Annotated in this window: 22 protein-coding genes; 11 read left to right on the forward strand and 11 right to left on the reverse strand. The window is 71.7% G+C overall.

The genetic code is table 11. The features are described from left to right. The first annotated feature begins 3 nt into the window (after positions 1–3). Both I2W78_RS23100 and I2W78_RS23105 read left to right on the forward strand, forming a co-directional pair. Positions 4–495, forward strand: a complete 492-nt coding sequence (locus I2W78_RS23100) for a YbaK/EbsC family protein (protein ID WP_196462178.1) — start codon at positions 4–6, stop codon at positions 493–495. Beyond that, a complete protein-coding gene (locus tag I2W78_RS23105) occupies positions 492–1,331 on the forward strand; it encodes a DMT family transporter (RefSeq protein ID WP_196462179.1) in 840 nt (279 codons plus the stop codon). Before I2W78_RS23100 ends, I2W78_RS23105 begins: the two co-directional genes overlap by 4 nt. 52 nt (positions 1,332–1,383) lie before the next feature. On the opposite strand, the gene I2W78_RS23110 is transcribed toward I2W78_RS23105, so the two are convergent. Next, positions 1,384–1,773, reverse strand: coding sequence for a hypothetical protein (locus I2W78_RS23110; protein ID WP_196462180.1), 390 nt, complete (start codon positions 1,771–1,773; stop codon positions 1,384–1,386). 27 nt (positions 1,774–1,800) lie between these two features. Next, the gene (locus I2W78_RS23115) at positions 1,801–3,384 is read right to left on the reverse strand and encodes a purple acid phosphatase family protein (protein WP_196462181.1); all 1,584 of its coding nucleotides are present in this window, start codon (positions 3,382–3,384) and stop codon (positions 1,801–1,803) included. Positions 3,385–3,573: 189 nt separating this feature from the next. Here I2W78_RS23115 and I2W78_RS23120 point away from each other — a divergent pair, with 189 nt between their 5' ends. Further along, positions 3,574–3,849, forward strand: a complete 276-nt coding sequence (locus I2W78_RS23120) for a DUF1876 domain-containing protein (RefSeq protein ID WP_196462182.1) — start codon at positions 3,574–3,576, stop codon at positions 3,847–3,849. Between the two features lie 213 nt (positions 3,850–4,062). Further along, complete coding sequence (locus tag I2W78_RS23125; RefSeq protein WP_196462183.1) at positions 4,063–5,028, forward strand: NAD-dependent epimerase/dehydratase family protein; 966 nt, start codon at positions 4,063–4,065, stop codon at positions 5,026–5,028. Positions 5,029–5,252: 224 nt separating this feature from the next. On the opposite strand, the gene I2W78_RS23130 is transcribed toward I2W78_RS23125, so the two are convergent. The 6 genes from I2W78_RS23130 to I2W78_RS23155 all read right to left on the reverse strand — a co-directional run bounded on the left by I2W78_RS23130 (position 5,253) and on the right by I2W78_RS23155 (position 10,971). Beyond that, entirely contained in the window at positions 5,253–6,515 is a 1,263-nt protein-coding gene (locus I2W78_RS23130) for an IS701 family transposase (RefSeq protein ID WP_196462184.1), read from the reverse strand. Between the two features lie 68 nt (positions 6,516–6,583). Continuing rightward, positions 6,584–7,744, reverse strand: a complete 1,161-nt coding sequence (locus I2W78_RS23135; RefSeq protein WP_196462185.1) for a serine hydrolase domain-containing protein — start codon at positions 7,742–7,744, stop codon at positions 6,584–6,586. An 88-nt stretch (positions 7,745–7,832) separates the two neighbouring features. Further along, positions 7,833–8,237, reverse strand: a complete 405-nt coding sequence (locus I2W78_RS23140; RefSeq protein WP_196464685.1) for an organic hydroperoxide resistance protein — start codon at positions 8,235–8,237, stop codon at positions 7,833–7,835. Between the two features lie 166 nt (positions 8,238–8,403). After that, positions 8,404–9,165: an energy-coupling factor ABC transporter ATP-binding protein gene (locus tag I2W78_RS23145; protein ID WP_196462186.1), complete on the reverse strand. Its 762-nt coding sequence runs from the start codon at positions 9,163–9,165 to the stop codon at positions 8,404–8,406. Next, complete coding sequence (gene cbiQ, locus I2W78_RS23150; RefSeq protein ID WP_196462187.1) at positions 9,153–9,914, reverse strand: cobalt ECF transporter T component CbiQ; 762 nt, start codon at positions 9,912–9,914, stop codon at positions 9,153–9,155. Before cbiQ ends, I2W78_RS23145 begins: the two co-directional genes overlap by 13 nt. 1 nt (position 9,915) lies before the next feature. Beyond that, a complete protein-coding gene (locus I2W78_RS23155) occupies positions 9,916–10,971 on the reverse strand; it encodes an energy-coupling factor ABC transporter permease (protein WP_196462188.1) in 1,056 nt (351 codons plus the stop codon). A 166-nt stretch (positions 10,972–11,137) separates the two neighbouring features. On the opposite strand from I2W78_RS23155, the gene I2W78_RS23160 reads away from it, so the two are divergent. Beyond that, positions 11,138–11,497: an SsgA family sporulation/cell division regulator gene (locus I2W78_RS23160; RefSeq protein WP_196462189.1), complete on the forward strand. Its 360-nt coding sequence runs from the start codon at positions 11,138–11,140 to the stop codon at positions 11,495–11,497. A 13-nt stretch (positions 11,498–11,510) separates the two neighbouring features. On the opposite strand, the gene I2W78_RS23165 is transcribed toward I2W78_RS23160, so the two are convergent. The 3 genes from I2W78_RS23165 to I2W78_RS23175 all read right to left on the reverse strand — a co-directional run bounded on the left by I2W78_RS23165 (position 11,511) and on the right by I2W78_RS23175 (position 16,792). Then, entirely contained in the window at positions 11,511–13,187 is a 1,677-nt protein-coding gene (locus tag I2W78_RS23165) for a penicillin-binding transpeptidase domain-containing protein (RefSeq protein ID WP_196462190.1), read from the reverse strand. A 130-nt stretch (positions 13,188–13,317) separates the two neighbouring features. Next, positions 13,318–14,949: a penicillin-binding transpeptidase domain-containing protein gene (locus tag I2W78_RS23170; protein WP_196462191.1), complete on the reverse strand. Its 1,632-nt coding sequence runs from the start codon at positions 14,947–14,949 to the stop codon at positions 13,318–13,320. Positions 14,950–15,046: 97 nt separating this feature from the next. Beyond that, complete coding sequence (locus I2W78_RS23175) at positions 15,047–16,792, reverse strand: dolichyl-phosphate-mannose--protein mannosyltransferase (RefSeq protein ID WP_196462192.1); 1,746 nt, start codon at positions 16,790–16,792, stop codon at positions 15,047–15,049. 62 nt (positions 16,793–16,854) lie between these two features. On the opposite strand from I2W78_RS23175, the gene rsmI reads away from it, so the two are divergent. The 6 genes from rsmI (at position 16,855) to I2W78_RS23205 (ending at position 22,566) form a co-directional block, all read left to right on the forward strand. Next, a complete protein-coding gene (rsmI, locus tag I2W78_RS23180; protein WP_196462193.1) occupies positions 16,855–17,700 on the forward strand; it encodes a 16S rRNA (cytidine(1402)-2'-O)-methyltransferase in 846 nt (281 codons plus the stop codon). A 206-nt stretch (positions 17,701–17,906) separates the two neighbouring features. Further along, a complete protein-coding gene (locus tag I2W78_RS23185; RefSeq protein WP_196462194.1) occupies positions 17,907–18,293 on the forward strand; it encodes a hypothetical protein in 387 nt (128 codons plus the stop codon). A 34-nt stretch (positions 18,294–18,327) separates the two neighbouring features. Then, positions 18,328–19,215: a TatD family hydrolase gene (locus tag I2W78_RS23190; RefSeq protein ID WP_196462195.1), complete on the forward strand. Its 888-nt coding sequence runs from the start codon at positions 18,328–18,330 to the stop codon at positions 19,213–19,215. Between the two features lie 121 nt (positions 19,216–19,336). Then, on the forward strand, positions 19,337–20,785 hold the full coding sequence (locus I2W78_RS23195; RefSeq protein ID WP_196462196.1) for a resuscitation-promoting factor: 1,449 nt from the start codon (positions 19,337–19,339) through the stop codon (positions 20,783–20,785). 21 nt (positions 20,786–20,806) lie between these two features. Then, entirely contained in the window at positions 20,807–21,667 is an 861-nt protein-coding gene (rsmA, locus tag I2W78_RS23200; RefSeq protein ID WP_196462197.1) for a 16S rRNA (adenine(1518)-N(6)/adenine(1519)-N(6))-dimethyltransferase RsmA, read from the forward strand. Next, entirely contained in the window at positions 21,664–22,566 is a 903-nt protein-coding gene (locus I2W78_RS23205; protein WP_196462198.1) for a 4-(cytidine 5'-diphospho)-2-C-methyl-D-erythritol kinase, read from the forward strand. Before rsmA ends, I2W78_RS23205 begins: the two co-directional genes overlap by 4 nt. Positions 22,567–22,613: the final 47 nt, after the last annotated feature.

Below are 22,613 nucleotides of genomic sequence, written 5' to 3' on the forward strand. Positions count from 1 at the left end.
TTCATGACCACTAGCAGTGCCCATCCCCGTTTCGCCGCCGCGCTCGACGCCCTCGGGCTCAGTGAGCTGCAGGCGCGGATCCGCCGGTTTCCCGACGCCACCCGTACCGCCGCCGAGGCCGCCGCGGCCATCGGGTGCGAGCTCAGCCAGATCTGCAAGTCGCTCGTCTTCGCCGCCGACGGGGTTCCCGTGCTGGTGTTGATGGACGGGGCGTCCCGGGTCGACGTGGAGCTGGTGCGGCAGGAGCTCGGCGCCGGGAAGGTCACGCGGGCCGACGCCGACGTCGTACGGGAGACGACCGGGTACGCCATCGGCGGGGTGCCGCCGTTCGGGCATCGCAGCAGGACGCGGGTGCTCGCGGACCGCTCGCTGCTCGACCACGACGTGGTGTGGGCGGCGGCCGGAACGCCGCACACCGTCTTCCCCATGGAACCCAAGGCGCTGATCACCCACGCCGGCGGCACCCTCGTGGACGTCCGCGAGCGCACTGCGTGACCCCACTGGTCACCGCGGCCGTCCTGCTCGCGGCGGTGACGCACGCGAGCTGGAACGCCATCGCCCACCGCATCACCGACAAGCTCGTCGGGTTCGCGCTCATATCGGGTGGTGGCCTGGTCATCGGGCTCGCGCTGCTGCCGTTCGTCGCGGTGCCGGCGGCGCGGGCGTGGCCGTATCTGCTGTTGTCGGCCGCGGTGCACATGGCGTACTACGCGCTGTTGATGAAGTCCTTCCGGCTCGGTGACTTCGGGCAGGCCTATCCGATCGCGCGCGGCAGTGCGCCGCTCGTCGTCACCGTGCTGGCCGCGGTCTTCGCGCACGAGGTGCCCGACGGATGGGTCGTGGCCGGGATCGCGGTGAGCTGTGCGGGGCTGACCGGCGCCGCGTTGTGGGGGTTGCGCGGGCGGCAGCCCCACTGGCGGGCGATCGGCGCGGCGCTGGCGACCGGGCTGTCCATCGCCGTGTACACCGTCGTGGACGGGCTGGGCGTGCGGGCGTCGGGGTCGTCGCTCGGGTATGTGGCGTGGCTGATGGCGGTGCAGGGAGTCGTGATACCGGCGTACGCGGTGTGCGTCTGGCGCGCGGAGACCGTCGCGCGCCTGCGGCCGTTCCTCGGGCTGGGGCTGTTGGGTGCCGCGCTGTCCGTGGGCGCGTACGCCCTGATCCTCTGGGCGCAGACCCGCGCCGAACTCGCGCCCATCGCCGCCCTGCGCGAGTCCTCGGTCATCGTGGGCGCGGCCATCGGTGCCGTGGTTTTCAAGGAGCGCTTCGGGGCGGCGCGGATCGCCGCCGCGGGGTTGGTGGTGGTGGGAATCGGCCTCATGCTCGGCTGAGTCGCCCGCCCAAGGCCCAACCACCCGGGCTACCGGGAAATCCCCGTGCCCGTCACACGGGGTGCTCGCCGGACACAACGGCAAGTGTCCAATTGGCGGTGCCACCGCGTATCTGGACAGAGAGCTTCTGGGTGGTGATTTCCGTAAAGACTCGCCCAACGGTGATAGGCCCGTTGCAACCGATCTTGCTGGGGTCGTCCCCCGGATTGTTGCGGTCGACGATTGTCATCCTGCCTTTGCCGGTGCAGGTGGCATAGATGGTGTATACGTCTGTTTCTGGTTTGAAAACAGGCAGGTCAGTGCTGCCGCCGCCCCTGGTCTCAGGTATGAGAATCTCCGCATCGGCGGGCAGGTCGAGCGCCGATTGCGTGGCGCCGGCTCCCGAGCAGGCTGCGGTGAACATCAGGACGAGCAGGGCGGGCGCCGTGGCGTAACGGCCCATGGGGCACTCTCCTCAGGGACGGAACGCTTAGCGACCTTGCAGTTGCTTGTTCGGCCCCAGGTGAGGGCCGGTGTGGTCAGGTTGATCAGAACACCTGAACCGATCAGAGGGGAAGGGAACTTGAGCAAGATATGAGGTGAACGCGTCACGTTTGGGGCGGGTGATGCCCGAGAGGTCGTGGGCCGCGACGCTGTTGCGGTCCGTCACCGAGTGGCCGAGGGCGTGGTGCGGCCACAGGCCGCCCGCGATCCGGCGGCTGCGTTCCGCCCAGACGCGGGCCGGGGTGTCGCGGGGCGTGTAGTGGTTGAGGGCGTAACCGGCCGAGTGGATACGGAGGAGACTGAAGCCGCCCGGGTAGTCCTTCACCGCGCTGACCTCCTGGAACGTCACGTGCGGCGCCTCGTCCAGGACCGTGCGCTTGTTGCGGTGGGTGTGGCCGGCGTGGTGCAGGAAGACGCCCCGCGCCGCCGCGTAGGCCGCGAGGATCGCCCGGGCCTGCCGACGGGCCAGGCGCTGGCCGGCGCTCACCGGGAACAGGGAGTGCCGTACCGTCAGCGGATGGTGGCCGAAGACCAGCGTCGGCTGTTCCCGCGCCTGCCGCAGCCGCGCCCGCAGCCACGCCAGCTGCTCCGCCCCCATCCCGCCCGCGTCGGCGCCGCTGCCCGCCTTCTCGTAGGTGTCCAGGCCGATGATCCGCAGGCCGCCCACCTCATGGGCGAAGTACGTGGCATCCCCGGGGGCGCTGAGGAACGCCCTGTGGAAGGGGTCGTCCTCGGGGCCCGCGCGGTCGTGGTTGCCCCGTACGACGAAGTAGTCGCGTCCGTGCACGCCGAAACCGTCCAGGATGCGCCTCGCCGTCGCCAGGTCGCCGGGCGCGCCGCCCGCCGAGATGTCCCCGGCGGCCAGCAGCAGATCCGCCCCGCGCCGCCGGGCCTCCGCGACCACCGCCCGGCTCATGATCTCCGGGTAAGGGGCCCGGCCCGGCGCCTGCGAGACGCCGCGCAGGAGGGGGAGTCCGGCCACCAGTCCCGCCGTCGTCTCGCCCAGGTGCAGGTCGTTGCAGAGGGCGATCGAGAGGAGATGGCGGCCCGGTGGGGGCTGGGGTGTGGTGAAGGAGTAGGGGCCCGCGGGAGTGCCGAGGCCGTGCGGCGAGGTGCCCACCGCGTTGCCGCCGGCCAGGTGCAGGGGCGTCGGAGTGGCGGGGACGCCCCGGGAGCGGGCCTGGTAGTAGTACGTCTGGCCGGGCTCCAGGCCGGTCAGCTCGACCTGGTGGTGAGCGGTCGGGCGGTCCTCGCCGGCGACCCGGTTCAGTCGGGCCGGGTGGGTGCCGTACACCACCTCGCCCTCGGTGATCGCCGGGATCATCTGGCCGAGCCCGTCGTCGGTGCCGGGTACGCCGGTGAACCAGGTGAGCACGGCGTGGTCCTCGGCCAGCGTGACCAGTTCCAACTGGACGGCGGCGACTGGGCCGGAGTGCCGGGTGCGCAGGGCGTGCAGGACGACGGGAGTGACGAGGGCGGCGGAGCGCAGGACGTGGTGGGGAGCGGGGAGCGCGGAGAGGGATGCGAGGGCTGAGCGGGCGGCTTGGGGAGCGGTCAGGCAACAGCGCATGCCGCCTTGGTGCCCCACGGCAGTGAACGGCGGCCGTGGTCGCGGCGGCGTCCGCAGGTCCGTAACACGGCAAGAGCGCCGGGAACGCGACAAGTCGGGCAGTCAAGGAGCACCCTGGAAGCAATCCCGGAGACAGGTGATCCCGGGAGCAGATGATCCTGGAGTCCAGGTGATCCGGAGGTGATCATCATGATGCACACCACTGTGGGATGGCATGTCGAGCTCGAGTTCCAGGAGGACGACACCCACACGAAGGCGGCGGCGCTGGTGCGCTTGCCCGACGGTTCCGAGGTGCGGGCCCACGGACAGGCCAGCAGGCACCACACCGACGCGAATCAGCCGAGGGTCGGCGAGGAGATCGCCGGGGCAAGGGCGTTGAACGAACTCGCCATGCGCCTGCTGACCAAGGCGCACGACGAGATCGACTCGGCGTCGGGGCGCACGTCCCACCCGATTCACGTCTGACCGGCATTCCTCACGGCCGAACCGCCGATACCCAGGGGCGTGGCGGCGTCCGGAGCGGGTCGACTTCCGCGAAGACGGGCCGTCACGCCCTCGGCTGCCGTGCCGGGTCCCGGGAGAACCCGGGGATCCGGGGCCGCTTGCTCATCGCGCCGTCCCTGTAGAAAAGTGACGCCACGACACTTCTGATCACCGATCCCCGGCGGAAGGCCGCACTTGAGCCCCGAACGCATACTGGTGACCGGCGGCACCGGTTTCATCGGCTCGCATGTCGTCCCCCTCCTGCGGACCGCGTCCGCCGCCCCCGACGGCCCCGCCCTCCGCCTGCTCACCCACCACCGCCCCGGCCCCGACGCCACCGGCGGCGGCCTGGAAACCGCGCACGGCGACCTCGCCGACCCCGCCTCGCTGCACGGACTGTGCGACGGCGTCACCACCGTCCTCCACCTCGCCTCCCGCATCGGCGGCACCCCCGAGGAGTGCCGGACCGTCAACGAGGAGGGCACCCGCGCCCTCCTCGCCGAGGCGGCCCGGGCGGGCGTACGCCGGATCGTGCAACTCGGCACCGCCGCCGTGTACGGCGACGGACCGCACCGCGGCGAGCGCGAGGGCCGTATCACCGAGGCGCCGGTCTCCCCGACCAGCGCGACCCGCCTCGCCGGCGAGCGACTGGTCCTGGCCGCCGGCGGCACCGTCGTACGCCCGTACCTCGTCTACGGCGAGGGCGACACCTGGGTCGTCCCCGGCCTCGCGCGGTTGCTGCGCCGCCTGCCCCACTGGGTGAACGGCGCCGACTCCCGCCTGTCCCTGATCTCGGCGCCCGTCCTCGCCCGCGCCCTGACCGAACTGGCCCTCGCGCCCCACGAGCCGACACCGACCGCGGGCCGCGTCCTGCACGCCGCGCACCCCGAGCCGGTGACCCTGCGCGAACTCCTCACGACCGTCTGCGGGGCCCTGGACCTGCCCCTGCCCACCGGCGAGATCACCCTCGACGAGGCCCTGCACCGACTCGACGCCCACGGCCCCGGCGCCCGGCGCCCGCTGGCACTGGTCACCGTGGACCGCTGGTACGACAGCAGCGCCCTGTGGTCACTGCTGAGCACCGACCCGGGAGCCCCCTTCATGGAGGCGTTCAAGGAATGCGCCCCCTGGTACCGCCAAGCCCTCGCCGGCACCCGCTAGGGCCTGTTGCGAAAGTGGCCTCTGCCGCGCGACGCCCGGCACGCCGAGAGCACGCACCGGACGCCGCGCGGCCGCCCTCCGGGCGACGAGGCCACTTTCGCAACAGGCCCTAGTAGTGCTTGGTCAGGTGGGTATCGGTTCTGGCATGTTGCGGTGACAGGTGGGGCAGGCGCCGGTCCAGACCGCGAGGAGTAGCTGCAGTTCGCGGGCGACCTTGTAGAGGCTCAGGCCGACGCCGTCTCTTTTGGGGACCGGGTGATGCGCTGGAGGGTGCAGAAGGCGTGGGCGACGGAGACGAGGGTGACGTGGTGGTGCCAGCCTCGCCAGGTGCGGCCTTCGAAGTGGGCCAGGCCGAGGGCCTGTTTCATCTCGCGGTAGTCGTGCTCGATGCGCCAGCGCAGTTTCGCGGTGCGCACCAGGGTGGCCAGTGGGGTGTCGGCGGGCAGGTTGGACAGCCAGAACTGGACGGGTTCGGGCTGGTCGGCGGGCCATTCGGCCAGCAGCCAGCAGACGGGCAGCTCCGGGCCGTCGCAGGCTTTGCGGATCTCGCGTCCGGCGGGCCGCACGTGCAGGGCCACGAAGCGGGAGTACATGCGCTTCACGCCGCTGCGGCCGCTGCCCGGGCGGGAGCCTTCCCGCCACTGCACCGGCCGGGCTGTCTGCTTGCCGGCCTCGATGACCAGCTTCTTCACCGTCTTGGCCGCCTCGGGATAGACCGGCTGGGGCCGGGGTCCGCGACCGCCGTAGGGCGGGGTATGCGGCCGTGCCGTTTCCGGGTGGGCGGTGGTCGTGGTGGAGATGCCGACCGCGTAGTCGAGCCCGCGTTCTTCCAGGCCGAGGCGGAAAGCTGCGGTATCGCCATAGCCGCCGTCGGCGACGACGAGCGGGACGTCGATGCCCCACGACCTGGTCTCGTCGATCATGTCCAGGGCCAGCTGCCACTTCTCGACGTGTCCGACGTCGGTGGGGATGCCGCATCTGGTGCGGCGGGCCACCTTGCCCGGATCGGCCTTGGGCGAGGCGGGATCCCAGCTCTCGGGCAGGAACAGACGCCAGTCGACAGCAGCCGACGCGTCGTCGGAGGCCAGGTGCAGGGACACCCCGGCCTGGCAGTTGGTGACCTTGCCCGCGGTTCCGGTGTACTGCCGGGCCACGCAGGCCGAGGCGTCCCCGTCCTTGAGGAAGCCTGTGTCATCGACGATCAGCGCGGTCGGCTTGATCACGTGCTGCATCCGCCAGGCGAGGCGAGCGCGGACATGCGCCGCGTCCCACGGGCTGGTGGTGATGAAGTTCGCCAGGGCCTGCCGGTTGCCGTCCTCGCCCAGCCGGGCGGCCATCGGTTCCACCGACTTGCGCCGGCCGTCCAGCAGCAGGCCCCGCAGATAGACCTGGCCCCACCGGCGTTGATCCGCCCGCGAGAACGGCTCGAACATCTCTGCCGCGAAGTCCTCCAGATCGCACCGGACCGCGGCCAGCTCCCCACCCATCACAACAGGTCAACGACACACCCGATCAAACGGACACGCCACCAGTGACTGAACCTGACCAGGCACTACTAGGACAGCACTCCCCGCAGCGCCCCCACCAGCGCCTGCGCCCGCGGATCCGCCGTCACGCTCTTGCGGAAGCCGTTGGTGACATAGCCGAACGCGACACCCGACTCGGGGTCCGCGAAGCCGAGCGCGCCGCCGCGCCCCGGGTGGCCGAACGACGTGGGGGACAGCAGCGGGGACGCGCTGCCGTGCAGCATGTAGCCGAGCCCGAAGCGGGTGCCGACGACCAGCACCCGGTCCGGCCCCGCCGACTCCTCCGCGCGCGCCAGCTCCACCGTCTCCGGTGTGAACAGCCGTACCCCGCCCTCCACTTCGCCGATCAGCGCGGCGTAGCAGCGGGCGAGTCCGTCCGCCGTCGCGATGCCGTTGGAGGCGGGCAGGGCGGCGGCCCGGTAGACGGGGTCGTTCTCGTCGGGCAGCGGGGATATCGCGGCGAAGGCACGGCGGGTGACGGAGTCCGGGTCGGCGTACGCGTCGGACACCGCCCGCTTGGGCCGCGTCCTCAGCCCGTTCGCCGCTTCCGGCGCCTCGACCTTGCCGACCCGCCCCACGCGCGCGGTCTCACCGGCCGGCAGCCCGAGCCACAGCTCGGCCCCGACCGGCCCGGCGATCTCGTCGGCGATCCACCGCCCGACCGAACGCCCGCTGACCCGCCGTACCACCTCACCGACGAGCCAGCTGTACGTCTGCGCGTGGTACCCGTGCGCGGTCCCCGGCTCCCACACCGGCGCCTGCGCGGCCACCGCCGCCGCGCCGAGGTCCGGGTCGGCGGCCTCGGCCACGGTCAGCGGCCGGTCCAGCACCGGCACCCCGGCCCGGTGCGCGAGCAGATGCCGTACGAGCGTCCGCTCCTTGCCCGCCGCCTTGTACTCCGGCCACAGCTCCCCGACCGGCGCGTCCAGGTCCAGCTCGCCCCGCTGACACAGCAGCAGGAGTACGGCGGCGGCGACGCCCTTCGTCGCCGAGCGCACGATCTGCGCGGTGCCGTGCTCCCAGGGCGCCGTCCCGTCGACGTCCTTCGTGCCGCCCCACAGGTCGACGACCTTGCGCCCGTCCCGGTAGACGGTCACGGCGGCGCCCCGGTCGCCGAGCACCTCGAAGTTCCGTATGAACGCTTCCCTGACCGGCTCGAAGCCGTCGGCCACTGTGCCGTTCACGTCCACGTCCGTACTCCGTTCACTTCACTCACCCGCGACAGTGGGTGCAACGTGCACGGACAGCCTGCGATTCCTTTGTTTCGGCCGGTTTGACTCAACCCAGCAGAATCGTGACGTCGATGTTGCCGCGGGTGGCGTTGGAGTACGGGCACACCTCGTGGGCCTCGTCCACCAGCTTCGCCGCGATGTCCGCGTCCAGGACCGGCAGGGAGACGCTCAGGGCGACGGCGAGTCCGTAGCCGCGCTGCTTGTTGGGGCCGATGCCGACCTTCGCGGCGACCGTGGAGCCGGTCAGGTCGTAGCCGGACCGGTTGCCGACCAGGATCAGGGCGTTGTGGAAGCAGGTGCTGTAGCCGGCCGCGAACAGTTGCTCGGGGTTGGTGCCGTTGCCGTCACCGCCCAGCTCCGGCGGCATCGCCACCTTCAGCTCGATCTGCCCGTCCTGGCTGGTGACATAGCCCTCACGGCCGCCGTGCGAGGTGGCCTCGGCGACGTACATGATCTTCCTCGGACGGGTGTCGACAGCGGTGCCCTCGTCGGTCAAGGTGGCCTCCCCCAGGAAAAAACGTGAACCCGGCAACTACATCGAGCACAAGGTACTGGCCAGCAGTCCGGCTGTTGTTACCAGGGGGTAGCAACCCGGGGTAACCCCGATCGGCGCCGGGTCACGCGCCCGTCGGCACCGAGCGCGGGTCGAAGCCGAAGGGCAGCTCCAGGCGGTGGGCGCGCATCAGGGCGTCGTCGGAGAGCAGTTCGCCGGTCGGGCCGTCCGCCGCGATCACGCCCTCGCTCAGGACGAGTGAGCGCGGGCACAGTTCGAGGGCGTAGGGCAGGTCGTGCGTGACCATCAGCACGGTCACGTCCAGGGAGCGCAGGATGTCGGCGAGTTCGCGGCGTGAGGCGGGGTCGAGGTTGGACGACGGCTCGTCCAGGACGAGGATCTCCGGCTCCATCGCCAGCACGGTCGCGACCGCCACCCGGCGGCGCTGCCCGAAGGACAGATGGTGCGGCGGGCGGTCCCTGAACTCCGCCATCCCGACCTGCTCCAGCGCCCGCTCCACCCGCGCCTGAAGCTCCGCCCCCTTCAGTCCGGCCGCCGCCGGTCCGAAGGCCACGTCCTCGCGGACGGTCGGCATGAAGAGCTGGTCGTCGGGGTCCTGGAAGACGATGCCGACCCGGCGCCTGATCTCGGCCATGTGGGTGCGGTCCACGGGCAGCCCGGCGACCCGCACCGAGCCCGTACCGCCGCCGAGGATGCCGTTGAGGTGCAGCACCAGCGTGGTCTTCCCGGCACCGTTCGGCCCGAGCAGCGCGACCCGCTCGCCGCGCTCGATGCGGAAGTCCACGCCGAACAGGGCCTGGTGCCCGTCGGGGTAGGCGAAGGCGAGGCCCGAGACCTCCAGGGAAACGTCAGTCACAGCACCCATCCCAGCAGACACACGATCAGGGCGGCACACGGCAGGGCGAGGGCGTACGACCACTGCGCCCGGGACGCGGTCACCTCGTCGATCACGGGCATGACGCCGGCGTACCCCCGGCTCACCATCGCCAGGTGCACGCGCTCCCCGCGCTCGTAGGAGCGGATGAACAGCGCCCCCGCCGACTTCGCGAGCACGCCCCAGTGCCGCAGGCCGCGTGCCTCGAACCCGCGTGACTCCCGGGCGATCCGCATGCGCCGCATCTCGTCGGTGATGACATCGCCGTACCGGATCATGAAGGACGCGATCTGCACCAGCAGCGGCGGCAGTTTCAGCCGTTGCAGGCCGAGCAGCAGCTCCCGCAGTTCGGTGGTGGCGGCCAGCAGGACGGACGCGGCGACGCCCAGGGTGCCCTTGGCGAGCACGTTCCAGGCGCCCCACAGTCCGCTTGCGCTCAGCGACATGCCCAGCACCTCGACCCGCTCGCCCTCCGCCACGAACGGCAGCAGCACGGCGAACGCGACGAACGGCACCTCGATCAGCAGCCGCTTCAGCAGGAACAGCGGGGGCACGCGCGCGAACCCGGCGACCACGCCCAGCAGTACGGCGTACGCCCCGAACGCCCACATCGCCTCGCGTGGCGTGGAGACCACGACCACGACGAAGGCGAAGGTGGCGGCGAGTTTGGTGTGCGGCGGGAGGGCGTGCACGGGTGACGAGGCCCGCCGGTAGAGCTTGTGGGCGTGCCCCGCACCCATGTCAGACGCTCGTGCTGGAGGGCGAGGCGTCGGGCGCCTCGTCGATACGGCGCCGGCGCACCGCCCAGAAGACCGCGCTGCCCGCGACGACGGTCACGCCCACCCCGATCACACCGGCCAGGCCGCCGGAGAGGCGGGCGTTGTCGACGTCCTTGACGCCGTAGTCGGCGAGCGGGCCGTCGGCGTAGTGGTGGTCCTCGGCGGACTCCGCGAAGCCCTTGTCCTCGGCGACCTTCTCCAGGCCGTCGGGGCTGGCGGAGGCGTAGAAGCTGACGATCCCGGCGAGGACGAGGGAGGTGACGAGGCCGCTGATCCACAGGGTGCGGTGCGGGGTCCGGGCGGCGGGCGCGGGCGCCTCGGGTGCCGGGGCGTCGACGAGTTCGCCGCCCACCCGCAGCTTGAGCGGTCGGCGCAGATCGCGGGCGCCGTACACGAGGTCCGGGCGTACGGCGATGACGGCGCCGACGGTCAGCGCGGTGATCGCGGCCTCGCCGATGCCGATCAGGATGTGCACGCCGACCATGGCGGTGGCGACCTTGCCGATGGCGACGTCGGTGGTGCCGCCGATCGCGTAGAACGCCGTGAAGGCGAGGGCGGCGGCCGGCACCGAGATCAGCGCGGCGACGAAGGAGGCGGCGGTGATCGACCGCTGGGTGCGCGGCAGCACCTTCACCAGGGCGCGGAAGACGACGTAGGCGACGCCGACGCCGACGACCGACATGTCGGTGATGTTCACGCCGAGCGCGGTCAGGCCGCCGTCGGCGAAGAGCAGGCCCTGCATCAGCAGGACGACGGATATACAGAGGGCGCCTGTGTAGGGGCCGACGAGTATCGCGGCGAGGGCGCCGCCGAGTAGATGGCCGCTGGTCCCGGCCGCGACCGGGAAGTTCAGCATCTGCACCGCGAAGATGAACGCCGCCACCAGACCGGCCAGCGGCGCCGTCCGCTCGTCCAGCTCCCGGCGCGCGCCGCGCAGGCTCACGGCGATGGCGCCGGCGGCGACGACTCCGGCCACGGCGGAGGTCGGGGCGTTGATGAATCCGTCAGGTACATGCACGGTTCGATGATGTGGCTTAATGCGAACGCTTTGCAAGAGCGAGCCGGTCCCCGTTGTGAAGATGAGATAAGAGTCTCCAGCGGGCGTAAGCCAGGAAATATGGGACATTGGATGGGAAACGGATTCACAGTTTCCGCACAGGTCACGCACGGTAAGGGGTCGCCCGATGTCCGTAGTCGAGCAGTACGCGCGAGCCCATATCGTCACGGACGCCGATGTCCAGGTACTGGACGAGCGGGGAGCGATTCCGGTCGTTCTGCGCTACGACCCGGACCAGGACCCGCGCGCGGTCCGCATAGGCCTGCCCGGCCCGCACGAGTGGACCTTCTCCCGGGACCTCCTCGAACAGGGCCTGCGCGCCCCGGCGGGCTCCGGAGATGTCCGGGTCTGGCCGTGCGGGCGGGTGCAGGCCGTCATCGAGTTCCACTCCCCGCAGGGGACCGCGGTCGTCCAGTTCGACATGAAGGCGCTGATCCGCTTCCTGCGGCGCACCTACATGGCCGCCCCCACCCCCGTACGCGGCTGACCGGAAGCCGCCGTCAGCCGCCCTGCTTCAGCAGCGCCGCCACGATCGGCCCCGCCGTCTCCCCGCCGTGCCCGGCCGACTGGACGACACCGGCGGCGGCGAGATCGCCCCGGTACGCGGTGAACCAGCCGTTGGGCTTCTTCTGCCCGTCGACCTCCGCGGAGCCGGTCTTGGCGCCGACGTCACCGGTGACCCCCGCCATCGCCTCCGCCGCCGTACCGTACGCCGCCGTGTAGGCCATCAGTTCGCGCAGCTTCGCCAGCGTGTCCCCGGACATCGTGCGCGAGGCCGTGGCCAGTGTGCGGTCGTCCACGGACGGGGCGACCAGGTACGGCTGGTGGAAGACGCCCGCCTTCACCGTCGCCGACACCGACGCCATGTTCAGCGGGTTCATCCGCACCCCGCCCTGACCGATGAGCGACGCCGCCATCGGCGCGGCCGACTGCACCGGCACGGCACCGTCGAAGGTCGGCACACCGACCGCCCAGTTGTTCAGCGACAGGCCGAACACCTGCTGCGCCTGCTTGGTCAGGTCGTCGTCGTCCAGCTCGGGCGCCTGGCTGATGAACGCCGTGTTGCAGGACCGGGCGAAACTCGCCTTGAACGTGCCGCCCTTGATCTCGAACTTGTCGTCGTTCTGGAACTTCCAGCCGCCGTACGAGAAGTACTTGGGGCACGGATGTTCCTCGTCCGGCGAGGCGAGGCCCTTCTCCATGAGCAGCGACGACGTGATGACCTTCATCGTCGAGCCGGGCGCCAGCGAGCCCTGGAACGCGGTGTTGAAGCCGGGGTTGGAGTTCGCGACCGCCAGGATCTCGCCCGTGGACGGCCGCAGTACGACCACGGAGGCACGCGCGCGGGAGGCGACCTGCTTCTCCGCGGCCGTCTGCATGCTCGCGCTGAGCGTCGTCTTCACCTCGCCCGGCGTGCCCTCGCTCAGCTCCAGGACCGTCTTGTCGGACAGCTTCTGCTGCTGAGAGTCCTTGCCGCGCACCACCCGGAGCTCGACGCCGGCCTTGCCGCCGGCCGTCTTGCCGTACTTCTCGCGCAGCCCGTCCAGCACCGGCCCCAGCGACGCGTACCGCTCGGTGGTCAGCTCGTCGCCGTCCCGGTCCAGCGCCTTGACCGGCGGCGTGCCCGCCTCGCCGGTGACGAGCCGGTCGCCCTCGCGCAGGTCGGGATGGAGCACGGACGGCTGCCAGCCGACCAGCGGTTTGCCGTCCGCGGCCCGGCGGACGACCTTCAGTGAACTCCGGTACGTCAGCGGCTTGCTGACGTCCTCGAACGACACCGTGCCCTTCACCGTGAACGGCACGGTGTCGCCCGTGCGCGCGCCCGGGGTGAGCGTGAGGTTCTCGATGTGGGCGTCCTTGGCGTAGGCGGCCAGCAGTGTCTTCGCCGCCGTGGCGTCGTCGGTGACGGCCGCCGCGCCGGTCGTCTCGCCCCGCTGCCAGGCCGTCAGGAACGCCTGGGCGGCGGTGGTGACCTCCTTCGCCGACAGCGGACCGGTCTTCACCGACTTCTCCCGCTCGCCGTCGGCCGCGATGGACGTGCCGTTCTCGGCCGCGGCCCCGGTGCCGAACAGCGCGTAGGCACCGACGCCGGCGCCGCCCACGACCACGGCGATCACACCGCCGATCACGGCGGGCCTCGTCTTCCGTCGCTCGGCGACGCGCCTTCTCTTGCCCACTGCTTCCCGATCCTCCGCGCAATCCCGGGTCCGCCCCTACGAGGCGCGGCCCTACGGCCGTACCGGCCTCGTGGTCCTCACAGTCCCCAACGACGGCACCACCCTAGAGTCCCCGCCTGTGCGGGTGACGTCAGCCACCCGCGCGCAGCACGGCCGCCACGATCGGGCCCGCCGCCTCGCCGCCCCGACCGCCCTGCTGGGCCATGGCCGCCGCGGCGATGTCGTCGCGGTAGCCAGTGAACCAGCTGTCCGCCTTGGCGTTGCCGTCGACCTCGGCCGACCCGGTCTTCGCACCGATGCTGCCGGGCAGCCCGGACATCACGGAGGCGGCGGTGCCGCTGGTGGCGGTGCGGTTCATCATGGCGCGCAGCTGGGCGACGGTGTTCCCCGACAGCCCCTGCGCCTTGGCCAGTTCACGTCCGTCCAGGCTCTGCGGCACGATCACCGGCTGCCGGAAGGCACCCGTCATCGCGGTCGCCGTGACCGACGCCATGTTCAGCGGGCTCATCTGCACCTGGCCCTGGCCGATCAGGTTGGCGGCGGTGTCCGGGCCGCCGGCGGCGGGGACCGAGCCGTCGAAGGAGGGGACGCCGACCTTCCAGTCGTCGCGGCCGATACCGAACCGTTCCTGCGCCTCCCGGGTCAGGGAGTCCACCTGCACCTCGTCCGCGAACTTGATGAAGGCGGTGTTGCAGGAACGCGCGAAGCTCTCCGAGAGGGTGGCGTTCTCGTTCGGGGTCATACCGGTGAGGTTGTGGAACGTCTGGCTCTCCGAGATCGCCGAGTCCGGGCAGGGCGCAGGACCGTTCATGCTGGTGAGCCCGTTGTCGATGAGCATCGCCGCGCTGAGGATCTTCATCGTCGAGCCGGGCGCCACCTCACCGAGGAAGGCCGCGTTCCAGTCGTCCGCCCGGTTGTTGGCGACGGCCAGGATCTCGCCGGTGCTCGGCTTGACGGCGACCACGGAGGACTCGTCGTACTGCGCGACCGCCTTCTCGGCGGCCGCCTGCGCGGTCGCGCTCAGCGTCGTGCGCAGCTTGCCGGGCTCGCCCTCGGAGAGGGTGAGCAGGGTGGTGTCGGCGGCCTCGGTGGCGGTGTGCCGGACGGCGAGTTCGACGCCGGGCGTGCCGCCGGCCTTGTCGCCGTAGCGGGCGCGCAGTTCGTCCAGGATCGGGCCGAGGGAGGGGTACTTGTCCTTCGCCAGCACGGTGCCGTTGCGGTCCACCGCCTCGATCGGCGGGCTCGCCGCCTCCTCGGTGACAAGGATGTCACCGTCCTTCAGGCTGGGGTGCACGACGGACGGCTCCCAGTCGACCAGCGCCCGCCCGGTGGTCTCCCCGCGCACCACGGTGAGCCGGCTCTCGTACGCCAGCGGCTTGGACTTCCCGTCGTACGACACCGTCGCCTTCACCGAGAACGGCACGGTACGGCCCTGCGCCGCGCCCGGCGTGATCTTCACGTCGGTGAGGTGCGCGTCCTGCCCGAACGACGTCAGCACGGGCTCGGCCGCCTCCGCGAAGTCCGTGTACGACGCCGCCTTAACACCCTGGCCCTGCTCCCAGGCCGTGAAGAACGCGCGGGACGTCTCCTGAACCTCCGCACTGCTCGGCGGCCCGGTCCGCACCGGGTCCGGCTCGCTCGCGGCCGCCGTTCCGCCGTCACCGCTCAGTGCGGAGACGAAGTTGTAGGCGCCGTACCCGGCCCCTCCCACCATCACCGCGAACACACTGCCGACGACGGCAGCCTTGACCCCCTTGCGCACGATGCGCCCCCTCCCCGGTCACAGACCTCCGCACTCTAAGCGCGCGCCGTGACGAACGGGGCGGGAGTTTCTCAGATTGTTAGCCCCACGTATGTGTTCAGACCCATGTGTCCAGCCACATCCGTGAACGCCAGTCGTCGATGGGGATCGTCTGACCGGTGTAGATCGGCCAGAAGTAGATGAAGTTCCAGGCGATCAGCAGGACGACGACGCCCGCGCCCGTGGCGCCGGCCACGCGGCGGGTGTCGGTGGAGCCGGGTGGGCCGACCAGGGCGCCGACCAGCATCGCGACCGCCAGACAGAGGAACGGCACGAAGATCACGGCGTAGAAGAAGAAGATCGTCCGCTCCTGGTAGAGGAACCAGGGCAGGTAGCCGGCCGCGATGCCGCAGGCGATGGCGCCCGCCCGCCAGTCACGACGGAAGAACCAGCGCCACAGCACGTACAGCAGCGCGAAGCAGCCCACCCACCACAGCACCGGCGTGCCCAGCGCCAGTACCTCGCGCGCGCACTTCTCGCCCGCGTCCGCCGGGCAGCCGTCCGTGCCGGGGGCGGGGGACTCGTAGAAGTACGAGACCGGTCGGCCGGTGACGATCCAGCTCCACGGGTTGGACTGGTACGTGTGCGGCGAGGACAGGCCGACGTGGAACTCGTACACCTGGGTCTCGTAGTGCCACAGGCTGCGCCACCAGTCCGGGAACAGCCACGACCAGGCGCTGTCCTTGCCGTCGGTCGCCGCCCAGTTGCGGTAGTAGCCGCCCGAGCCGTCGCTGGGGGAGAGGATCCAGCCGATCCACGACGCGAAGTAGGTGACGATCGCCACCGGGACCGTCGACAGGAACGCCCAGCCCAGATCGCGCCTGATCACCGCCTTGTACGGGTGCCGGGCCCCCGCCACCTTCCGGGCGCCGACGTCCCACAGCACCGCCATCACGCAGAACGCGGCCAGGATGTACAGGCCGTTCCACTTGGTGCCGATGGCCAGGCCCAGCATCAGGCCCGCCGCGAGCCGCCACGGCCGCAGGCCGATGCGCGTGTGCTCCGCCGTGTGCGCGTGCGGGCGGACCCGGCCCTCGGCGTCCACGGGCAGCGCGGCGGCCAGTTTCGCGCGCGCCCGGTCCCGGTCCACGAGCAGACAGCCGAACGCCGCCAGCACGAAGAACATCAGCACGCCGTCCAGCAGCGCGGTGCGGCTCATCACGAAGTGCAGCCCGTCCACCGCCACCAGCGCGCCCGCCAGGCAGCCGAGGAACGTGGAGCGGAACAGACGGCGGCCGATCCGGCAGAGGAGAAGGACGGACAGCGTGCCCAGCAGGGCGGTCATGAAGCGCCAGCCGAACGGGTTGAACCCGAACATCAGCTCGCCGAGCCCGATGACGTACTTGCCGACCGGCGGGTGCACGACATACGCCGCGTCCGTCGGGATGGGGACGTTCCCGTTCGAGGAGAGGATGAGGTCGTTGACGTTCTTGTCCCAGTTGACCTCGAACCCGCGGTGGACGAGCGCCCACGCGTCCTTGGCGTAGTACGTCTCGTCGAATATCACCGCCTTCGGGCTGCCCAGGTTCCAGAACCGCAGCACCCCCGCGAACAGCGTCACCAGCAGCGGCCCGACCCAGCCCGACCAGCGGGTGATCCGCTCGGCCGGCGGATACCCGATGCCGAGCGCCGCCCACATCCGCGGGCTCGGCTCCGCGTACGGCGGCACGAGCCGGTCCCGGACGTCGCCGCGTGGTCCGGCCGGCGCGTATCCGAAACGGCGCAGCCGCTGCTGCCACGAGGGCCGCGGCTCGTGGGGGGCCTGGTCCTGACGGATGTCCGTGGAGGACGCGGTACTGGTCACCGCGCCATCGTAGGGAACCCTTCTGTGGGAGTCCCGTGGACCGCCCCTGCGAGGATGGAAACGTGACAGGAACCCTTGTTTTGGCAGGCACCCCCATCGGCGACATCGCGGACGCGCCGCCGAGGCTCTCCGAGGAGCTGGAGCGGGCGGACGTGGTCGCCGCCGAGGACACGCGACGGCTGCGGCGGCTGACCCAGGCGCTGGGGGTGACCCCCAAGGGGCGGGTCGTGTCGTACTTCGAGGGGAACGAGGCGGCGCGTACGCCGGAGCTTGTCGAGGAGCTCGTGGGGGGCGCGCGTGTGTTGCTCGTCACGGATGCCGGGATGCCGTCGGTGTCGGACCCGGGGTACCGGCTGGTGGCGGCGGCGGTGGAGCGGGACGTCCGGGTCACCGCCGTGCCGGGGCCCTCCGCCGTGCTGACCGCTCTGGCGCTGTCCGGGCTGCCGGTGGACCGGTTCTGCTTCGAGGGGTTTCTGCCGCGCAAGGCGGGGGAGCGGTTGTCGCGGCTGCGGGAGGTCTCCGGCGAGCGGCGGACGCTGGTCTACTTCGAGGCCCCGCATCGGCTCGATGACACCCTCGCCGCGATGGCCGAGGTATTCGGGGTGGAGCGGCGGGCGGCTGTGTGCCGTGAGCTGACCAAGACGTATGAGGAGGTAAGGCGGGGGACGCTGGGGGAGTTGGCGGCGTGGGCCGCCGAGGGGGTGCGGGGGGAGATCACCGTCGTGGTCGAGGGGGCTCCGGAGAGGGGTGCGGAGGTCGTCGACGAGGAGGAGTTGGTGCGGCGGGTGCGGGTTCGGGAGGAGGCGGGGGAGCGGCGTAAGGAGGCGATCGCGGCGGTGGCTGTGGAGGCGGGGGTTCCCAAGCGGGTTGTCTTTGATGCTGTGGTTGCCGCGAAACGTGCGTTGTGATGTGCGGGTGGGTTTGTGGCTTGGCGCGCAGTTCCCCGCGCCCCTGAGGGTGTTGTGCCAACCGCCGGTAAAGGGTGCCGGGGCGTTCGGCAAGGGACGTCCAAGTCCCGTCCATTACTGGACAGATCCCGTGCTTTCGGGCTCGTTCAGCAGTCCACTGGGTGGCGGAACGGAAACCGTTCCTCCAGCGGACCACAGGAGCTGGTATGAGCGAGATCACAGGGCAGACCGGCCTTCGCAACGGGGCGACCGCCGTCGTGAACGAGTCGTACTCCTTCGCCTGCATGCGCTGCGGGCACGGGTGGGAGCAGTCGTACGAGATAGAGCACCACGTCGATGGTGAGGGCCACGAGTTCGTCCTGTACGTGGCCGACGGGCGGGTCGTGCCGTCGCCGCTGAGCCGGCCGGCGTGCGCCCGGTGCGGCGGTCACGTCGTGCGGATCATGCGGCCGGGCCGGGTGTCGTCGGCGCGCGACGCGGCGCGACGGCAGCAGCAGCCGCCTCCGCCGGTGGAGGTGTCGGCGGTCCCCCGCCAGCGGCACCACTGGCATCTGTCCGATCTGCTGCACGCGTTCCAGCGCCGGGCGAGCTGAACGGTGGGGCGTGCCCCTTTCGTAGGATCGGGGCATGCCCTCCTCCGAGCCCACCTCCGGCAAGAACACCGCACCGCCCCTCCCGCCGCCCCTGGCCGTGCCCGTCGCCGACTCGCACACGCACCTCGACATGCAGTCCGGCACGGTGGAGGAAGGCCTCGCGAAGGCCGCGTCGGTCGGTGTCACCACGGTCGTGCAGGTCGGCTGCGATGTGAACGGCTCCCGGTGGGCGGCCGAGACGGCGACGGCGTACGAGAACGTGCACGCGGCCGTCGCGCTGCACCCCAACGAGGCCCCGCGCATCGTCCACGGCGACCCCGACGGCTGGTCCCGGCAGGGGGCGCGCGAGCCCGGCGGGGACGCGGCGCTGGACGAGGCGCTCGCCGAGATCGAACGGCTGGCCGCGCTGCCCCACGTGAAAGCGGTCGGCGAGACGGGGCTGGACCACTTCCGTACCGGGCCCGAGGGCAAGGCGGCGCAGGAGCGGTCGTTCCGCGCGCACATCGAGATCGCCAAGCGGCACGGCAAGGCGCTGGTCATCCACGACCGCGAGGCCCACACGGACGTGCTGCGCATCCTGAAGGAGGAGGGCGCGCCGGAGCGGACGGTGTTCCACTGCTACTCCGGGGACGCCGAGATGGCCGAGGTGTGCGCCCGCGCCGGGTACTACATGTCCTTCGCCGGCAACGTCACCTTCAAGAACGCCCAGAACCTGCGCGACGCGCTGGCCGTGGCCCCGCTGGAGCTGGTCCTGGTGGAGACCGACGCGCCCTTCCTGACGCCCGCGCCCTACCGCGGACGGCCCAACGCCCCGTATCTCGTTCCGGTCACGGTGCGTGCGATGGCCGCCGTGCGCGGCATCGACGAGGACGCGATGGCCACCGCACTCGGCGCGAACACGGCGCGCGCCTTCGGTTACTGACCCACGACACGCCCCACTCTGTGTAGTCGAGTCGCTTTGGAGAGTGACGAACGCTCCGCTAGGTTCTGGGGGCCCGATCCGGACCCCCCTGGACCCCTCCGGCCCCCTGGAGCGTGTCGGCGTGAGCAACTCGCAGTTCGAGACATACGGGACCGACCAGTCGTACGAGACCTTCGAGACGTATGAGCCCTCGCCGGTCCACGGCGGGTTCGACGTGCACGGCGCGCCGACACTGCCCTACGGCACCACATATGCGGCCTATGCGGCCCATGCCGCTCATTCCGAGCCTGACGTGTATGACGTGTACGACGTGTATGACTCATATGACTCGCACGTGGACACCTACCGGCCCGCTTATGAGACGGCCGAAGTCCTGCTGCCCCGGCAGAGCGCGCCGGAGGCCCCCGCGTCCGTCGCGCGCCCCCGAGTGGACCGGCGTGCCGCACGCCGGCGCAGGGGGCGGTTCGCCGAGCGCTCGGACGTCTCCGTGCGCCGGTTGCTGCCGCGGGCGCTGGTCGTCGCGTTCCTCGCCGGTGGTACCACCGCCTTCGTCGCCGAGGACAAGGCCGTCGAGCTGAACATCGACGGCGAGCCCCGTCGCCTGCACACCTTCGCCGACGACGTCAGTGAGCTGCTCGCCGAGGAGGGCGTCGAGGTCGGCGCGCACGACGTGGTCGCGCCCGCGCAGGGCACGGAGCTGGACAGCGGCGACGAGATCGCCGTGCACTACGGCCGTCCCGTACGGCTCACCCTCGACGGTCACCGGCGTGAGGTGTGGACGACGGCGCGGACGGTCGAGGGGGCGCTCAGACAGCTCGGGGTGCGAGCGGAGGGCGCTTACCTGTCCACCTCGCGCTCCCAGCGCATCGGACGTGCCGGTCTCGCGCTCGATGTGCGCACCGAGCGGTCGGTCACCGTCATGGCCGACGGCCGGGCCCGCACCATCCGCACCAACGCCGCCACCGTCGGCGAGGTTGTCGAGGAGGCCGGGATCACCCTGCGCGGCCAGGACACCACCTCCGTCCCGCAGGACAGCTTCCCGCGCGACGGTCAGACGGTCACCGTGCTGCGGATCACCGGCGGCAACGAGACCCGCGAGGAGGAGATCCCGTTCGAGGTGCGGCGGATCGAGGACCCGACGGTGTTCAAGGGCACCGAGGTGGTCGAGCAGGCGGGGCAGCCGGGGCTGCGCCGGGTCACGTACTCCGTGCGGACCGTCAACGGGGTCCGGCAGAAGCCGCGCAGGCTCAGGACCGAGCTGGTGCGTGAGCCGACCGCGCGGATCGTGAAGGTCGGCACCAAGCCGCTGCCGGCCTCCGTCCGGGGCGCCGACAATCTCGACTGGCAGGGCCTCGCCACCTGCGAGTCCGGTGGCCGCCCCGACGCCGTCGACTCCTCGGGGACGTACGGCGGCCTCTACCAGTTCGATCCCGGGACCTGGCGCAGCCTCGGCGGCACCGGCCGCCCCCAGGACGCCTCGGCGGCGGAACAGACGTACCGGGCGAAGAAGTTGTACACCCGACGCGGGACCAGCCCCTGGCCACACTGCGGGGCGCGGTTGCATCGGTGACCCACGGTTAGGCTTGTCGCCGTGAGCAGCCCCACCCCCGACGCCCTCCTGGGCCCCGCCGACGTCCGTGAACTCGCGGCAGCCCTCGGCGTCCGGCCCACCAAGCAGCGCGGCCAGAACTTCGTCATCGACGCGAACACCGTCCGCCGTATCGTCCGCACCGCGCAGGTCCGGCCCGACGACGTGGTCGTGGAGGTCGGGCCGGGGCTCGGGTCGCTCACGCTGGCGCTGCTGGAGGTGGCCGACCGGGTCACCGCCGTCGAGATCGACGACGTACTCGCCGCCGCGCTGCCCGCCACCATCGCGGCGCGCATGCCGGCGCGCGCCGACCGGTTCGCGCTGGTGCACTCCGACGCGATGCACCTCACCGAGCTGCCCGGCCCCGCGCCGACCGCGCTGGTGGCGAACCTGCCGTACAACGTGGCCGTCCCCGTCCTGCTGCACATGCTCGACACCTTCCCGAGCATCGAGCGCACCCTCGTGATGGTGCAGTCCGAGGTCGCCGACCGGCTGGCGGCGCCGCCCGGTTCGAAGGTGTACGGCGTGCCGTCGGTGAAGGCCAACTGGTTCGCCGAGGTCAAGCGGGCCGGCGCCATCGGCCGCAACGTCTTCTGGCCCGCGCCGAACGTCGACAGCGGGCTCGTCTCGCTCACCCGCCGCGCCGAGCCGATCAAGACCACCGCCTCCCAGCGCGAGGTCTTCGCCGTGATCGACGCGGCGTTCGCCCAGCGTCGCAAGACCCTGCGGGCCGCCCTCGCCGGGTGGGCCGGGTCGGCGGCGGCCGCCGAGGCGGCGCTCGTCGCGGCGGGCGTCTCGCCGCAGGCGCGCGGAGAGTCCCTGACAGTCGAAGAGTTCGCACGGATCGCGGAGAGCAAACAGTGAGCGTGACGGTACGCGTCCCCGCCAAGGTCAACGTCCAGCTCGCGGTCGGCGCCGCCCGCCCCGACGGCTACCACGACCTGGCCAACGTCTTCCTGGCGGTCGGGCTCTTCGACGAGGTCACGGTCACCGAGGCCGACGAGCTGCGGGTCACCTGCGAGGGGCCCGACGCCGACCAGGTCCCCCTCGACCGTACGAACCTGGCGGCCCGCGCGGCCGAAGCGCTCGCCGAGCGGTACGGCCGCACCCCCGACGTCCACATCCACATCGCCAAGGACATCCCCGTCGCCGGCGGCATGGCGGGCGGCAGCGCGGACGGCGCGGGTGCGCTGCTCGCCTGTGACGCGCTGTGGGGCACGGGCGCGTCCCGCGACGAGCTCCTCGACATCTGCGCCGAGTTGGGCAGTGACGTGCCGTTCAGCCTGGTCGGCGGGGCGGCGCTCGGCACCGGGCGGGGCGAGAGGCTGACGGCGCTCGACGCCGGCGGCACCTTCCACTGGGTGTTCGCGATGGCGGACCGGGGGCTGTCCACCCCGGCGGTCTTCCGGGAGTTCGACCGGCTCGGCGAGGGCACGGACATCCCCGAGCCCGTCGCCTCCCGGGACCTCATCGACGCCCTCGCCAAGGGCGACCCCGACGCGCTCGCCGCCACCGTCTCCAACGACCTCCAGCCCGCCGCCCTCTCCCTCTTCCCGGCCCTCGCCGACACCCTCGCGGCGGGTCGCGCCGCAGGCGCCCTCACCGCGCTGGTCTCGGGCTCCGGCCCGACCACCGCGTTCCTCACCCGGGACCCCGAGTCCGCGGCGCGGGTGGCTCAGGTGCTGCGCGCGTCGGGGACGTGCCGGACGGTGCGCACGGCGTCGGGGCCGGTGCCGGGGGCGAAGGTGCTCGGCGGGGCGTGAGTCAAACGCCGGTTGATCTCCTTTGCCCGATCTCCACGAGGAGTTGG

Source organism: Streptomyces spinoverrucosus, assembly GCF_015712165.1.
In the GTDB taxonomy this organism is placed as follows: Bacteria; Actinomycetota; Actinomycetes; order Streptomycetales; family Streptomycetaceae; genus Streptomyces; species Streptomyces spinoverrucosus_A.

What these genes read in the sequence shown, in the direction of transcription:
- I2W78_RS23100 (WP_196462178.1), top strand. Translation starts at nt 4, where the DNA reads ATGACCACTAGCAGTGCCCATCCCCGTTTCGCCGCCGCGCTCGACGCC.
- I2W78_RS23110 (WP_196462180.1), bottom strand. Translation starts at nt 1,773, where the DNA reads ATGGGCCGTTACGCCACGGCGCCCGCCCTGCTCGTCCTGATGTTCACC.
- I2W78_RS23115 (WP_196462181.1), bottom strand. Translation starts at nt 3,384, where the DNA reads ATGCGCTGTTGCCTGACCGCTCCCCAAGCCGCCCGCTCAGCCCTCGCA.
- I2W78_RS23120 (WP_196462182.1), top strand. Translation starts at nt 3,574, where the DNA reads ATGATGCACACCACTGTGGGATGGCATGTCGAGCTCGAGTTCCAGGAG.
- I2W78_RS23130 (WP_196462184.1), bottom strand. Translation starts at nt 6,515, where the DNA reads ATGGGTGGGGAGCTGGCCGCGGTCCGGTGCGATCTGGAGGACTTCGCG.
- I2W78_RS23140 (WP_196464685.1), bottom strand. Translation starts at nt 8,237, where the DNA reads ATGTACGTCGCCGAGGCCACCTCGCACGGCGGCCGTGAGGGCTATGTC.
- I2W78_RS23145 (WP_196462186.1), bottom strand. Translation starts at nt 9,165, where the DNA reads ATGGGTGCTGTGACTGACGTTTCCCTGGAGGTCTCGGGCCTCGCCTTC.
- cbiQ (WP_196462187.1), bottom strand. Translation starts at nt 9,914, where the DNA reads ATGGGTGCGGGGCACGCCCACAAGCTCTACCGGCGGGCCTCGTCACCC.
- I2W78_RS23160 (WP_196462189.1), top strand. Translation starts at nt 11,138, where the DNA reads ATGTCCGTAGTCGAGCAGTACGCGCGAGCCCATATCGTCACGGACGCC.
- I2W78_RS23185 (WP_196462194.1), top strand. Translation starts at nt 17,907, where the DNA reads ATGAGCGAGATCACAGGGCAGACCGGCCTTCGCAACGGGGCGACCGCC.
- I2W78_RS23190 (WP_196462195.1), top strand. Translation starts at nt 18,328, where the DNA reads ATGCCCTCCTCCGAGCCCACCTCCGGCAAGAACACCGCACCGCCCCTC.